The organism is Mesorhizobium sp. ANAO-SY3R2 (assembly GCF_042466635.1).
Taxonomy (GTDB): Bacteria; Pseudomonadota; Alphaproteobacteria; order Rhizobiales; family Rhizobiaceae; genus Aminobacter.
In genome coordinates, this window is record NZ_CP159955.1 from 546,802 (window position 1) to 559,511 (window position 12,710).

General features: G+C 64.5%; 13 protein-coding genes. 8 read left to right on the forward strand and 5 right to left on the reverse strand.

Annotated features, from left to right (window positions below; all coding sequences use genetic code 11):
- Positions 1 to 1,398, forward strand: coding sequence for an NAD(P)(+) transhydrogenase (Re/Si-specific) subunit beta (locus ABSY17_RS07435; protein WP_378948645.1), 1,398 nt, complete (start codon positions 1 to 3; stop codon positions 1,396 to 1,398).
- A 108-nt stretch (positions 1,399 to 1,506) separates the two neighbouring features.
- Here the strand turns inward: ABSY17_RS07435 and ABSY17_RS07440 are convergent, their stop codons facing one another.
- The 4 genes from ABSY17_RS07440 to rpsU all read right to left on the reverse strand — a co-directional run bounded on the left by ABSY17_RS07440 (position 1,507) and on the right by rpsU (position 3,935).
- Positions 1,507 to 1,986: a DUF992 domain-containing protein gene (locus ABSY17_RS07440; protein ID WP_378948647.1), complete on the reverse strand. Its 480-nt coding sequence runs from the start codon at positions 1,984 to 1,986 to the stop codon at positions 1,507 to 1,509.
- Positions 1,987 to 2,058: 72 nt separating this feature from the next.
- Entirely contained in the window at positions 2,059 to 2,670 is a 612-nt protein-coding gene (locus tag ABSY17_RS07445) for an NAD(P)H-dependent oxidoreductase (RefSeq protein WP_378948650.1), read from the reverse strand.
- 23 nt (positions 2,671 to 2,693) lie between these two features.
- Complete coding sequence (locus tag ABSY17_RS07450; protein ID WP_378948653.1) at positions 2,694 to 3,539, reverse strand: tetratricopeptide repeat protein; 846 nt, start codon at positions 3,537 to 3,539, stop codon at positions 2,694 to 2,696.
- 138 nt (positions 3,540 to 3,677) lie between these two features.
- A complete protein-coding gene (rpsU, locus tag ABSY17_RS07455; RefSeq protein ID WP_378948656.1) occupies positions 3,678 to 3,935 on the reverse strand; it encodes a 30S ribosomal protein S21 in 258 nt (85 codons plus the stop codon).
- 240 nt (positions 3,936 to 4,175) lie between these two features.
- On the opposite strand from rpsU, the gene ABSY17_RS07460 reads away from it, so the two are divergent.
- The 7 genes from ABSY17_RS07460 (at position 4,176) to ABSY17_RS07490 (ending at position 12,261) form a co-directional block, all read left to right on the forward strand.
- A complete protein-coding gene (locus ABSY17_RS07460; RefSeq protein WP_378948659.1) occupies positions 4,176 to 5,354 on the forward strand; it encodes a glycoside hydrolase family 5 protein in 1,179 nt (392 codons plus the stop codon).
- A gap of 122 nt (positions 5,355 to 5,476) precedes the next feature.
- Positions 5,477 to 6,691: an MFS transporter gene (locus ABSY17_RS07465; protein WP_378948662.1), complete on the forward strand. Its 1,215-nt coding sequence runs from the start codon at positions 5,477 to 5,479 to the stop codon at positions 6,689 to 6,691.
- A 113-nt stretch (positions 6,692 to 6,804) separates the two neighbouring features.
- Positions 6,805 to 8,058, forward strand: a complete 1,254-nt coding sequence (locus tag ABSY17_RS07470; protein WP_378948664.1) for a sarcosine oxidase subunit beta — start codon at positions 6,805 to 6,807, stop codon at positions 8,056 to 8,058.
- A gap of 16 nt (positions 8,059 to 8,074) precedes the next feature.
- Entirely contained in the window at positions 8,075 to 8,455 is a 381-nt protein-coding gene (locus ABSY17_RS07475) for a sarcosine oxidase subunit delta (RefSeq protein WP_378948667.1), read from the forward strand.
- Entirely contained in the window at positions 8,455 to 11,448 is a 2,994-nt protein-coding gene (locus ABSY17_RS07480) for a sarcosine oxidase subunit alpha (RefSeq protein WP_378948670.1), read from the forward strand. The genes ABSY17_RS07475 and ABSY17_RS07480 overlap by 1 nt, the downstream gene beginning before the upstream one ends.
- Positions 11,441 to 11,992, forward strand: coding sequence for a sarcosine oxidase subunit gamma (locus ABSY17_RS07485; protein WP_378948673.1), 552 nt, complete (start codon positions 11,441 to 11,443; stop codon positions 11,990 to 11,992). The genes ABSY17_RS07480 and ABSY17_RS07485 overlap by 8 nt, the downstream gene beginning before the upstream one ends.
- A gap of 62 nt (positions 11,993 to 12,054) precedes the next feature.
- Positions 12,055 to 12,261 (forward strand): hypothetical protein, encoded by a 207-nt coding sequence (locus tag ABSY17_RS07490; protein ID WP_378948676.1) that lies wholly within the window; start codon positions 12,055 to 12,057, stop codon positions 12,259 to 12,261.
- 65 nt (positions 12,262 to 12,326) lie between these two features.
- On the opposite strand, the gene ABSY17_RS07495 is transcribed toward ABSY17_RS07490, so the two are convergent.
- Positions 12,327 to 12,572 (reverse strand): hypothetical protein, encoded by a 246-nt coding sequence (locus ABSY17_RS07495; protein ID WP_378948679.1) that lies wholly within the window; start codon positions 12,570 to 12,572, stop codon positions 12,327 to 12,329.
- Between the last annotated feature and the right edge of the window lie 138 nt (positions 12,573 to 12,710).

The window sequence follows — 12,710 nt, forward strand, 5'->3', positions numbered from 1 at the left end:
GTGAACGTGAACCTCGCTTCCTTCCTCTATCTGGTCTCCGGCATCCTGTTCATCCTGGCGCTGCGCGGCCTGTCGCACCCGACCACCAGCCGCAAGGGCAACACCTACGGCATGGTCGGCATGGGCATCGCCATCGCCACCACGCTGGCGGTCGTCGATCTGTCAGCAACCACGCTCGGTCTGATCGTCCTCGGCCTCGCCATTGGCGGCGGCGCCGGTGCGGTCATCGCCCGTCGCATCGCCATGACCTCGATGCCGCAGCTGGTCGCAGCCTTCCACAGCCTCGTCGGCCTTGCGGCCGTCATGGTGGCGGCCGCTGCCGTCTATGCACCTGAAAGCTTCGGCATTGGTACGGTCGGTGCCATCCACGCCCAGGCGCTGATCGAGATGTCGCTTGGTGTCGCCATCGGCGCCATCACCTTTACCGGCTCGGTCATCGCCTTCCTCAAGCTCGACGGCCGCATGTCGGGCAAGCCGATCATGCTGCCTGCTCGCCACTTCATCAACGCGGCACTCGGCATTGCGCTCGCCGTGCTGATCGTGCTGTTGGTCACCACCCAGTCGACCACCATCTTCTGGCTGATCGTGGTGCTGTCGCTGGTGCTGGGCGTGCTCCTGATCGTCCCGATCGGCGGCGCCGACATGCCTGTCGTCGTCTCCATGCTCAACTCCTATTCGGGCTGGGCGGCCGCTGCACTCGGCTTCACGCTGGGCAATCTGGCGCTGATCATCACCGGCGCGCTGGTCGGCTCGTCGGGCGCGATCCTCTCCTACATCATGTGCAAGGGCATGAACCGCTCGTTCATTTCCGTCATCCTCGGCGGCTTCGGCGGCGAGACGGCGGCGGCCGTAGACGACGGCATCCAGCGCACGGTCAAGACCGGTGCTGCCGACGACGCGGCCTACCTGATGATGAACGCCCAGAAGGTCATCATCGTGCCGGGCTATGGCATGGCGGTCGCTCAGGCCCAGCACGCGCTGCGCGAAATGGCCGACAAGCTCAAGGCCAATGGCGTCGAGGTGAAGTATGCGATTCATCCTGTCGCCGGCCGCATGCCCGGCCACATGAACGTGCTGCTCGCCGAGGCCAACGTGCCTTATGACGAGGTGTTCGAGCTCGAGGATATCAACTCCGAGTTCGCCCAGGCCGACGTGGCTTACGTAATCGGCGCCAACGACGTGACCAACCCGTCGGCGCGCGACGACAAGAGCTCGCCGATCTACGGCATGCCGATCCTCGACGTCGACAAGGCCCGCACCTGCCTGTTCGTCAAGCGCTCGCTCGGCTCCGGCTACGCCGGCATCGACAACACGCTGTTCTACAAGGACGGCACCATGATGCTGCTCGGCGATGCCAAGAAGATGACCGAGGAAATCGTCAAGGCGATGGATCACTGACCACAGCGGTCAATCCGAACCAAAAGGAAAAGCCCGGGCAACTCCCGGGCTTTTCTGTTTGCGGGCCGGTTCGCGGGGCTCTGGTGCCCGGGCCCACGCCTATCTGTCCTACTGTCTGATCACGCCGACCAGTGTGAGGCCGCTGACTGCGAGGGCGGCATTGAGGCCAGTCTGGCCCTGGCCGCTGAACGGCTGAAGCGCGATCGTCCGGTTCGAGCCGCCGAGCATGGCATGTGCGCCAACGCCGAGCGCCAATGTGGCCTCGATGCTGGCACCGCCATAATAGCCGGCGAGCACGTCAGGGGCATAGTATTCCCTGGTTGGTGCCATGACGAGCCATTCTAATATCCCGCCACCGGTGACACCCACGTCGAGGCCGTATTTGTTGATCGTGCCTATATAGGTCTGCTTTGGCATCTGGTTGTTAGCTGGATAGAAGTAGCATCGCATGTTCTTGCTCGAACCGATGAGGTAGCCGGTTCCGCTTGCGATGCGGCAGCTGAGAAGTCCGACAAGTGTCCCGTTCTGGGCGTAGGCTGGAAGCGATAGGGGGAGAAAGGCGAGGGCAAGGAAAATGAGTTTTCGCATGGCTGGCTCCTTTCACGCACCATCAACAGGATATGCGTAGAAAGGTTCCGCGCCTTTTCTTGCGGGTTCAAATTAATCGTTGCGGCAGCCGTAAGCGATCTTGCGCAATTGTTGCCGGATGCGTTCGCCGAAGCGCTCGACCCGTTCGCGCTGCGGTTTTTCGGCAGCATAGAAGGACAACATGGCAAAGCCAGCCTTGGGCGCGCAGGCCCCGAATACGCCCCATTTCAGGATGCGGCGGATGGGACGGCGCATGACCAGCCAGTCGACCCACCAAGGGCTGCCGAGCGTGGTGATGGCCACGACATGGCGCAGCCGGTGCAGGAGCGGCCTGATGGGGCCGAAGTCGCTGCCGTGGTCGAAGGCGATGCCGGGGGCGAACAGGCGGTCGATCCAGCCCTTGAGCATTGCCGGCAGGCCGAACCACCAGGTTGGGAAAACCAGCACGATCACCTCGGCCTCGCGCAGGGCCTGCTCATGGGCTCCAAGTGCCGAGGCGTCGAAGCCATCGCCATAGTAGGATCGGCGCTCGGCCAGCGTCAGCCTGGGATCGAACTCCGCCTTATAGAGGTCGAGCAGGGTGACGCTGTGGCCGGCCGCCTCGAGTTCCGCCACGGCTAGATCGGCGAAATGGCGGTTGAGGCTTTTGGCCAGCGGATGCGACAGGATGACGAGGCAGTTCACAGCAGGAACTTGCCCGGCTTGGATCAGGCGCGCGTGCGCGCCAGTCCGTCGACGGCGGGCTTGTAGTTCGGGTCGAGCCGGACTGCCTCGCCAAAGGACTTCGCCGCCTTGGCCTTGTCGCCGCGACGCTCGTAGATCAGCGCCTGGTTGGCCCAGCTCTCGGCGATCTTGCCGTCGAGCTTGATGGCCATGTTGAAGTCGCTGAATGCGTTCTCGTCGTCGTTGGTGGCGAGATAGGACAGGCCGCGGCCGTTGTAGGGCTCGGCTGCGTCGGGCGACAGCGAGATCGCCTTGGAGAAGTCCTCGATGGCGAAGGCGTGCTGGCCCTGCTGCTGGTAGATCAGGCCGCGATTGTGGTAGGCGCGCGGGTCGGTGGTGTCGAGCTCGATCGCCTTCTGGAAGTCGTTGAAGGCGTCCTGGACCCGGGCCGCCTTGCGGTACAGGTTGCCGCGGCCGATGTATGCGGCGTCATAGGAGGCGTTGAGCTGGATCGCCTTGTTGTAGTCGGCCAGGGCTGCGGGCTGGTTGCCCATGAAGCGATGGATCAGCGCGCGGTTGGAATAGGCCTGGTAGTAATTCGGATTGAGCTGCAGCGCCCGGTCAAAATCCTGCAGCGCCTCGCGATACTTGCCGCCGCGGCCATAGGCCGAGCCGCGCACGTTGTAGGCTTCAGGATCGTTCTGGTTTCTGGCGATGACGGCGCTCAGCGAGGAGATGTTCTCGTTCGAGCCCTGCGCCGTGTCGATGCGGGTCAGTTCGCCGACCGGGCCGGCCGACTGGCAGCCGGCGGCGGCGAGCGCCACGAGCATGAGGGCCGTCGCGGCGCTTCCGCGCATGGAAGGCTTGCGGCTGCTCATGGCTGCATACATCGTTCGGTGTCCCTCGCTTGCGCCCCGGGCAGGTGGCGCGGCATCCGGCCGAAATCCGGACCAAAACAAAAAGGTGGTGGCGATTTTTAGTCGCCCCACCTCGTCGTTATCCTTCGAAAAGGACCAAAAATTGGCAGATCAACGAGCCGCCGGACGAGCACCGGCTGCAGCTGCCGGGCGCGGCGTGCTGGGCAGCAGGCCTTCGCGCTGGGCGCGCTTGCGGGCCAGCTTGCGGGCGCGGCGAACGGCTTCGGCCTTTTCGCGGGCGCGCTTCTCGGACGGCTTCTCGTAGTGACCACGCATCTTCATTTCACGGAAAATGCCTTCGCGCTGCATCTTCTTCTTGAGCGCGCGAAGCGCCTGGTCAACATTGTTGTCGCGGACGAGTACCTGCACGTGTGATCCTGTCTTTCGGTTCGAAAACTGAAGCTACTGGCGATAGCCAACTGGCCTCTGCGATGGGCACCACCGCGAATTGTGGGCGGCAAATAGCAGAATCAGCCCTGCTTGTCCACTGCAAAGGCGCATTTCCCGAGGTTGTGGGAAACCCAGTTCCCCAGGACGTGCCTAGTTCCGCCGCATTCATCGCCGACCAAGCGTCTCCCACCCTCCTGCCAGGCATGCAAGGTCTTCATAATGCGTACCATTCTCTTTGCCCTCGCGCTCGCCACCGCGACGCCCGTGGCGCATGCCGCCGATCTGATCGAATTCTGGGATACGCCGCAGCATGGTGGCAACAGCTTCAACCGCCTGCCGCCTGACCAGGCCTATTTCGACGCGCTGAGCGGGTATGGAGCAAGCTGGGTGCGGCTGTCCTATGACAAATGGAAGCCGGCCAAGCGCGACTTTCTGATCGGCGATGCCGACAAATACGAAGGCCTTGTCGCCGCCGACGTCCAAACCCTCAAGGATGTGCTCGACCGCGCCGACAAGGCTGGGCTCAAGGTTGTCATTGCGCCGCTTTCGTTGCCCGGAATGCGCTGGTCGCAAAACAACGGCAGCAAATTCGACGGTCGCATCTGGCAGGATAAGGACTATTGGGAGCAGGCGGCCTCCTTCTGGCGCGATCTCGCCGCCGAACTCAAGGATCATCCCGCAGTCGCTGCCTACAACATCGTCAACGAGCCGGCGCCAGAAAAGGAGGGCGGGCTCGCAGAGCACTCATCGATTGCCAAAATGCGGTCCTGGTATACGGGCATTGCCGGCAGCGCCCGCGACCTTCCGGCTTTCTACGAGACTGTGATCAAGGCGATCCGCGAGGTCGATCCGGCGACGCCTGTCATGGCCGATGCCGGCTGGTATGCGGCTGCCGATGCTTTTTCCTACTGGCCGGCCCAACTGACCGACCACCGCGTGCTTTACTCCTTCCATATGTACGAGCCATATGCCGCCACCAGCGCGCCCAACATGAAGCGTGGGAAGCCCTATAAGTACCCGGGCATGGTGCCTTTTGGCGAAGGCGAGCAGAAGTGGGATGCCGAACGCGTCAAGGCCTATCTGTCGCAGCCCGTTGAGTGGGCCGACAGCCGAGGCATCGCCCGCAACCGCGTGGTCGCCGGCGAGTTCGGTTGCATGCGGCGCCTGCCGTTCTGCATGCAGTATCTGGAGGACGTTCTGACTTCGCTCGATGCCGACGGGCTGCACTGGGCCTTCTACAGCTTCCGTGAGGACGCCTGGGACGGCATGGACTACGAACTCGGCTCGGACAAGGTCAACTGGAAGTACTGGGAGGCCCAGGAGAAGAACGAGCCTGACCCGGTCAAGCGCAAGCCGACGCCGGAATTCGCCCCGATTTCCAAGCGCCTCAAGCCGTAGCGCACCGGCGACGTCCCGATTTAGTGACTGTTCTGGTCCGCTAACCCGCAGGAGTTGCACCATGCGGGCCACGGCCCTAGGGAGTATGGCAGAACCCTTCCAAGGCTGCCAGGAATACGCTGTTGACCGACACTGCCATCCCCGCCCGTCCATCGAGTGCCCACGGAACGGTCTTTGCGATCCTGCTCGCGGTCAGCTTCAGCCATTTCGTCAACGACGTCATGCAGTCGCTGCTGTCGTCGCTCTATCCGATGCTGAAGGCGGACTATCAGCTCGACTTCGTGCAGATCGGGCTTCTGACCATGACCTTCCAGGTCACGGCGTCGCTGCTGCAGCCGGCCATCGGCATGTATGCCGACAAGAAGCCGATGCCCTATTCGCTGCCGGTCGGCATGTGCTCGACCTTGGTTGGTCTTTTGACGCTGGCCTTTGCCCATAGCTACGGCATGCTTCTGGTGGGCGCCGCCTTCATAGGCTTCGGCTCGGCGATCTTCCATCCTGAGTCGTCGCGCGTCGCGCGCATGGCCTCGGGCGGCCGCTTCGGCCTGGCGCAGTCGCTGTTCCAGGTCGGCGGCAATTTCGGCTCGGCGATCGGCCCGCTGCTCGCCGCCCTCATCGTCGTGCCGCAGGGCCAGTCGGGCATCGCATGGTTCTCGCTTGGCGCGATGGTCGGCATCATCGTGCTGTTCCGCGTCTCCGGCTGGTATGCCAGCCAGGTCGCCAGCACCGCCAGGCGCGCAGCCTCGACGCTGTTTCCGCCGCTGCCGCGGCGCACCGTGATGGGCGCGCTGGTGGTGCTCGCCCTGCTCGTCACCACCAAGAACATCTACACGGCGAGCATGTCGAGCTTCTACACCTTCTACGTCATCGAGAAATTTGGCGTGTCGGTGCAGCAGTCGCAATACATGCTGTTCCTGTTTCTCGGCTCGGCCGCGGTCGGCACCTTCCTCGGCGGCCCGATCGGCGACCGCTTCGGCGCCAAGACGGTGATCTGGTTCTCGATCCTGGGCGTGCTGCCGTTCACGCTTCTGCTGCCCTATGCCGACCTGTTTTGGACCAAGGTGCTGACTGTATTGATCGGCCTGATCCTGGCCTCGGCGTTTTCGGCCATCGTCGTCTTCGCGCAGGAGCTGGTGCCCGGCCGCGTCGGCATGATCGCCGGCATCTTCTTCGGCTTCGCATTCGGCGTTGGCGGTCTGGCGGCGGCATTGCTCGGCGTCGTGGCCGACGCGCGCGGCATCGCCTTCGTCTACAAGGTGTGCTCCTTCCTGCCGCTGCTCGGCCTGCTCACCATCTTCCTGCCCAACATGAAGGCCGCGCGCGCCAGGCTGGCATGAGCGACAGCACAAAGCGGCAATCCCCGTCGCAAACAGCGCAAGGCTGGCCGGCGGATTTCGCTAGTGCTACACCTCGCGCGCTCACGCTTGCGGTATCTGCGAGGCCCAGAAAGATGCGGAAATATTCGGTTTTTGCCATAGCCCGGGAGGCGATGCGCGGCCACAAGGGCTGGGAGGAGCAATGGTCCTCGCCCGAGCCGAAAAGCGAATACGACGTCATCATCGTCGGCGCCGGCGGTCATGGCCTTGCCACCGCCTATTATCTCGCCAAGGAACACGGCATCACCAATGTGGCGGTGCTGGAAAAGGGCTGGCTCGGCGGCGGCAATACCGGCCGCAACACCACCATCATCCGCTCCAACTATCTCTACGACGAGTCCGCCGGGATCTACGACCACGCGCTCAAGCTGTGGGACGGGCTGAGCCAGGACCTCAACTACAACGTCATGTATTCGGCGCGCGGCGTCATGATGCTCGCCCACAACGTCCACGACGTGCAGGTGCTCAAGCGTCACGTCCACGCCAACCGGCTGAACGGCATCGACAATGAGTGGCTGACGCCCGAGCAGGCCAAGGAATTCTGTCCGCCGCTCAACATTTCCGCTTCGGCTCGCTATCCGGTGGTGGGTGCTTCGCTGCAGCGCCGTGGCGGCACCGCCCGTCACGACGCGGTCGCCTGGGGTTATGCCCGCGGCGCCTCCGACCGCGGGGTTCACATCATCCAGAACTGCGAAGTCACCGGCGTGCGCCGCACACCAGATGGCCGCGTCTCGGGCGTCGAGACCTCCAGGGGCTTCATCGGTGCCAGGAAGGTCGGCGTCGTTGCCGCCGGCCACACCTCCGTCATCATGGACATGGCCGGCGTGCGCATGCCGCTCGAAAGCTATCCGCTGCAGGCGCTGGTCTCCGAGCCGGTCAAGCCGGTGTTCCCCTGCGTGGTCATGTCCAATACCGTGCATGCCTACATCTCGCAGTCCGACAAGGGCGAGTTGGTCATCGGTGCGGGCACCGACCAGTACATTTCCTATTCGCAGACCGGTGGCCTGCACATCATCAACCACACGCTCGACGCCATCTGCGAGATGTTCCCGATCTTCACGCGCATGAAGATGCTGCGCTCCTGGGGCGGTATCGTCGACGTCACGCCGGATCGTTCGCCGATCCTGGCCAAGACCCCGGTACCCGGTCTCTACGTCAATTGCGGCTGGGGCACGGGCGGCTTCAAGGCGACGCCCGGCTCGGGCAACGTCTTCGCCCACACCATCGCCCGCGACGAGCCGCACCCGATCAACGCGCCATTCACCATCGAGCGCTTCCGTACCGGCCGCCTGATCGACGAGGCGGCAGCCGCCGCCGTGGCGCACTGAGTTTCGCGAGGGAAAGATGCTTCTCATACATTGCCCCTATTGCGAGGAAGAGCGCCCCGAGCTCGAATTCCGCAACGCCGGCGAGGCCCATATCGTCCGCGCGCCCAATCTCGCCGCCGTCAGCGACGAGGACTTCGAAAAATTCTTTTTCATCCGCTCGAACCCGAAGGGCATCGTCTTCGAGCGCTGGCGCCACATGCATGGCTGCGCGCGTTTCTTCAACGCCGCGCGCGACACCGTCACCGACCGGTTCCTGCTGACTTACAAGGCCGGCGAGCCGAAGCCCGACATTTCCGCGCTCTCCAGCGAGGCCGGTCCCGCCGCCTGGGCCAACCGCCCGCCGGACCAGCTCAATGAAAAGCCCAAGGCAAAGCGCCCGGCCAAGGGAGACGCATGATGGCCGGTTCCTATCGCATTTCCGGCCAGGGCCGCCTGACGCCGGCCAAGACCGCGCGCTTCACCTTCGACGGCAAGTCCTTCACCGGCCTTGCCGGCGACACCGTTGCCTCTGCGCTTCTGGCCAATGGTGTGCATCTCGTCGGCCGTTCGTTCAAGTACCACCGCCCGCGCGGCATCCTGTCGGCCGGTGCCGAGGAGCCCAACGCGCTTGTTACTGTCGAGCGCGACGCGGCCCGTAAGACACCCAACGTGCGGGCCACCGTGCAGGAGGTCTATGACGGACTGACGGTCAGCTCGCAGAACCGCTGGCCCTCGCTCTCCTTCGACGTCGGCGCGGTCAACGATCTCGCTTCGCCGTTTTTCTCTGCCGGCTTCTACTACAAGACCTTCATGTGGCCGAAGGCTGCCTGGCACAAGATCTACGAGCCCAACATCCGCGCCGCAGCCGGTCTCGGCGTGGCCCCCGATCAGCCCGATCCTGACCACTATTCGTCGCGTTTCGCCCATTGCGAGGTGCTGGTGCTCGGCGGCGGCGCCGCCGGCATTGCGGCGGCGCTTGCAGCAGCCGAGACCGGTGTGCGTGTCATCCTCTGCGACGAGCAGGCCGAATTCGGCGGCGCGTTGCGCTTTGAGAAGGGTGCGGTCATCGACGGCCAGGACGGCTGGGCCTGGGCGCAGACTGCGGTGGCGACACTCGCCGCGATGGACAATGTCACGGTGCTGCCGCGCACCACTGCCTTCGGCTACTACGCCCAGAATTTCGTCGGCCTGGTCGAGCGCGTCACCGATCACCTCGCAAGCCCCGGCCGCGACGAGCCGCGCGAGCGGCTGTGGCAGGTCCGCGCCAAGCGCGTCGTCATCGCTACCGGCGCCATCGAGCGCCATATGGTCTTCGCCAACAACGATCGGCCAGGCGTCATGCTGGCGTCGGCCGCACGCACCTTCCTCAACCATTATGGCGTCGTCGTCGGCAGGAATGTCGGCGTCTACACCGCCAACGACAGCGCCTATGCGGCCGCCATCGATCTCAAGAAGGCGGGCGTCGGCATCGCCGCGATCGTCGACCTGCGCGACAACCCGGCCGGCCCGCTGATCGACGAGGCGCGCGCGCTGGGCATCGAGATCAATGACGGCCGCGCCGTCATTTCCGCCAATGGCACCAAGCGCATCAAGTCGATGACCGTCCAGCCCAAGGCCGGCGGCCCGGAGCGCACCATTGCCGTCGACGCGCTTTTGATGTCGGCCGGCTGGACGCCTTCCGTCCACATGTTCTCGCAGTCGCGCGGCAAGGTCGCCTTCGACGATGCGACCAAGCGTTTCCTGCCCGGCACCTATGCCCAGGACTGCGTCTCGGTCGGCGCCTGCAACGGCTCCGACTCCCTTGAGGACACCGTCGAGCAGGCGCTTGCTGCTGGTTCGGCTGCGGCCAAGCACGTTGGCGCGAAGCCGTCCAAGGCCGTCTCGATCAAGGTCGAGGGCTCTGAAGGCTGGACCGGCAGCATGCTCGGTGCCGGCCCGGGCGCGGGCGCCGACACCACGGTCAAGGCTTTCGTCGATTTCCAGAACGACGTCACCGCCAAGGACATCCGCCAGGCCGTGCATGAAGGCATGCGCTCGATCGAGCACGTCAAGCGCTTCACCACCAATGGCATGGCCACCGATCAGGGCAAGACGTCCAACATGCACGGCCTCGCCATCGCCGCCGATGCGTTGGGCAAGGACATTCCGCAGGTCGGGCTCACCACTTTCCGTGCGCCCTACACGCCGGTCACCTTCGGCGCTATCGTCAACCATGCCCGCCACGGCCTGTTCGACCCGACGCGCAAGACCGCAACCCACGCCTGGGCCGAGGCCCATGGTGCCGTCTTCGAGGATGTCGGCCAGTGGAAGCGCGCCTGGTATTTTCCGCGCGCCGGCGAGGACATGCATCAGGCGGTCAACCGCGAATGCGCGACCGTGCGCCAGACGGCCGGCCTGTTCGACGCCTCCACCCTCGGCAAGATCGAGGTCGTCGGCCCCGATGCCGCCAGGTTCATGGAACTGCTCTACACCAATCCGTGGGAGAAGCTCGAAGTCGGCCGCTGCCGCTATGGCATCATGCTGCGCGAGGACGGCTTTATCTATGACGATGGCGTGGTCGGGCGCCTGGCGCAGGACCGATTCCACGTGACGACGACCACCGGCGGTGCCGCCCGCGTCATGAACCACATGGAGGACTATCTCCAGACCGAGTTCCCCAATCTCGACGTCTGGCTGACCTCGATCTCCGAGCAGTGGGCTGTCATCGCCGTCCAGGGGCCGAATTCGCGCAAGATCATCGAGCCGTTGGTCGAGGGCATCGACATGTCCGACGAGGCGATGCCGCACATGTCGGTGCGCGAGGGCAAGATCTGCGGCGTGCCGACCCGGCTGTTCCGCATGTCGTTCACCGGCGAGCGCGGCTTCGAGGTCAACGTGCCGGCCGACTACGGCCGCGCCGTCTGGGAAGCGCTATGGGCCGAGGGCCAGAAGCATGGCGCCTGTGCCTACGGCACCGAGGCGATGCACGTGCTGCGCGCCGAGAAGGGCTACATCATCGTTGGCCAGGACACCGACGGCACCGTCACCCCCAACGATGCCGGCCTCGACTGGGCAGTGGGCAAGAAGAAGGCCGATTTCGTCGGCATCCGCGGCATGACGCGCCCCGATCTTGTCGCCAAGGGCCGCAGGCAACTCGTCGGCCTCAAGACGAAAGATCCGCGCACCGTGCTCGAGGAGGGTGCGCAGATCGTCGAGAATCCCAAGCAGGCGATCCCGATGAAGATGATCGGCCACGTCACGTCGAGCTACTGGTCGGCGAATTGCGACCGTTCGATCGCGATGGCGCTGGTCACTGGTGGCCGTGACCGCATGGGTGAGACGCTCTACGTGCCGATGCCCGACGGTGTCATCGAGGTGGAAGTCACCGGCGCCGTGTTCTTCGACGAAAAGGGAGAGCGTCTCCATGGCTAAGGTCGCAACCGCCACCAGAAGCCCGGCACTGGCCGGCAAGAGCTTGGGCGGGCAGGGCGTGTCGCTCAAGGTGCTGGAACCGGCGAACCGCATGTCGCTGCGCGCCCGCCCGGCGGCCATTGCAGCGCTGTCCAAGGCGCTGGGCCTCACTTTGCCGCAGAAGCCCAAGTCTTCCGCCGCCAAGGCCGGCCGCACCGCACTCTGGCTCGGCCCGGACGAATGGCTGGTCATCGACGAGGCGGATAGCGATCCGGTCGCCGACTGCGCCTCGGTCAAGGGCTTGCATTCGGCCGTCGACGTCTCGCACCGCAACGTCGCCATCGCGGTAACGGGACTCAACGCAGCAGCCACCATCAACGCCGGCTGCCCGCAGGATCTGTCGCTTGAGGCCTTTCCGGTGGGCGCTGCCTCGCGCACCGTTCTCGGCAAGGTCGAGATCGTGCTGCTGCGTACCGGCGAGGATGCCTTCCGGGTCGAGTGCTGGCGTTCGTTCTCCGACTACGTCTACGCCTTCCTGTCGGAGGCGGCGCGCGACGCGGGGTGATTTCGGAACCAGGCAGCGGGGCAGGCGTTTCCTCTGCATCTAGATGCGGAAGGACTACTGCAATGCCCGCAATTCCCGGAAGAAGCGATGGCAAGGGCCCGGCCAAGCGCACAAGGCGCGCCCGGCGGAGCGACGACCGGCCCAAGGACCCGCAGGTCCTGCAGGAAGAGCTGGAAGAGGGGTTGGAAGACAGTTTTCCGGCGAGCGATCCGGTATCGGTGACTTCAACCACCATTTCCGGTGGGCCGCGCGAGCCGAAAAAGCCCTGAAACGCTTCAGCCAAAGACACAAAAGCCGCCGTGCCGGCGGCTTTTGTGTTCTTCAGCCACGACCTTCAGGGGTGAAGATCCTGCATGATCCAGAACGGGTCGATGTCGATACCGAGCAACGGCGTGGCATTGGCCGCGACGCATTCCCAGTAGTATCTGCCCGCCTGGTCGCGCCAGCAGTCGACCCGCTGGTCTTGGAGCCGTTGGTCGTAGGCGCCTGGATAGTGGGGTTCCTTCACATGCTGTTCGTGTGCCATGGCAAAGCTGGTCGCGGCGAGCATCACCGCGAACGCAAGTACTATGCGTTTCATCAGGCATCTCCGTCAGAGGAGTCGATCTGCTTGGGCATGGATGCAGGCACCGTATGCACCCGGCTGCGCCGGGCACTACGCTGCGCGAAGCCAAGAATTCTATACCCCGACCGGCCAGACGGGCAAGGCGGGCGCGGA

Coding starts and splice junctions, on each gene's coding strand:
- ABSY17_RS07440 (WP_378948647.1), bottom strand. CDS start 1,986: ATGCGAAAACTCATTTTCCTTGCCCTCGCCTTTCTCCCCCTATCGCTT.
- ABSY17_RS07450 (WP_378948653.1), bottom strand. CDS start 3,539: ATGTATGCAGCCATGAGCAGCCGCAAGCCTTCCATGCGCGGAAGCGCC.
- ABSY17_RS07460 (WP_378948659.1), top strand. CDS start 4,176: ATGCGTACCATTCTCTTTGCCCTCGCGCTCGCCACCGCGACGCCCGTG.
- ABSY17_RS07470 (WP_378948664.1), top strand. CDS start 6,805: ATGCGGAAATATTCGGTTTTTGCCATAGCCCGGGAGGCGATGCGCGGC.
- ABSY17_RS07475 (WP_378948667.1), top strand. CDS start 8,075: ATGCTTCTCATACATTGCCCCTATTGCGAGGAAGAGCGCCCCGAGCTC.
- ABSY17_RS07480 (WP_378948670.1), top strand. CDS start 8,455: ATGGCCGGTTCCTATCGCATTTCCGGCCAGGGCCGCCTGACGCCGGCC.
- ABSY17_RS07485 (WP_378948673.1), top strand. CDS start 11,441: ATGGCTAAGGTCGCAACCGCCACCAGAAGCCCGGCACTGGCCGGCAAG.
- ABSY17_RS07490 (WP_378948676.1), top strand. CDS start 12,055: ATGCCCGCAATTCCCGGAAGAAGCGATGGCAAGGGCCCGGCCAAGCGC.
- ABSY17_RS07495 (WP_378948679.1), bottom strand. CDS start 12,572: ATGAAACGCATAGTACTTGCGTTCGCGGTGATGCTCGCCGCGACCAGC.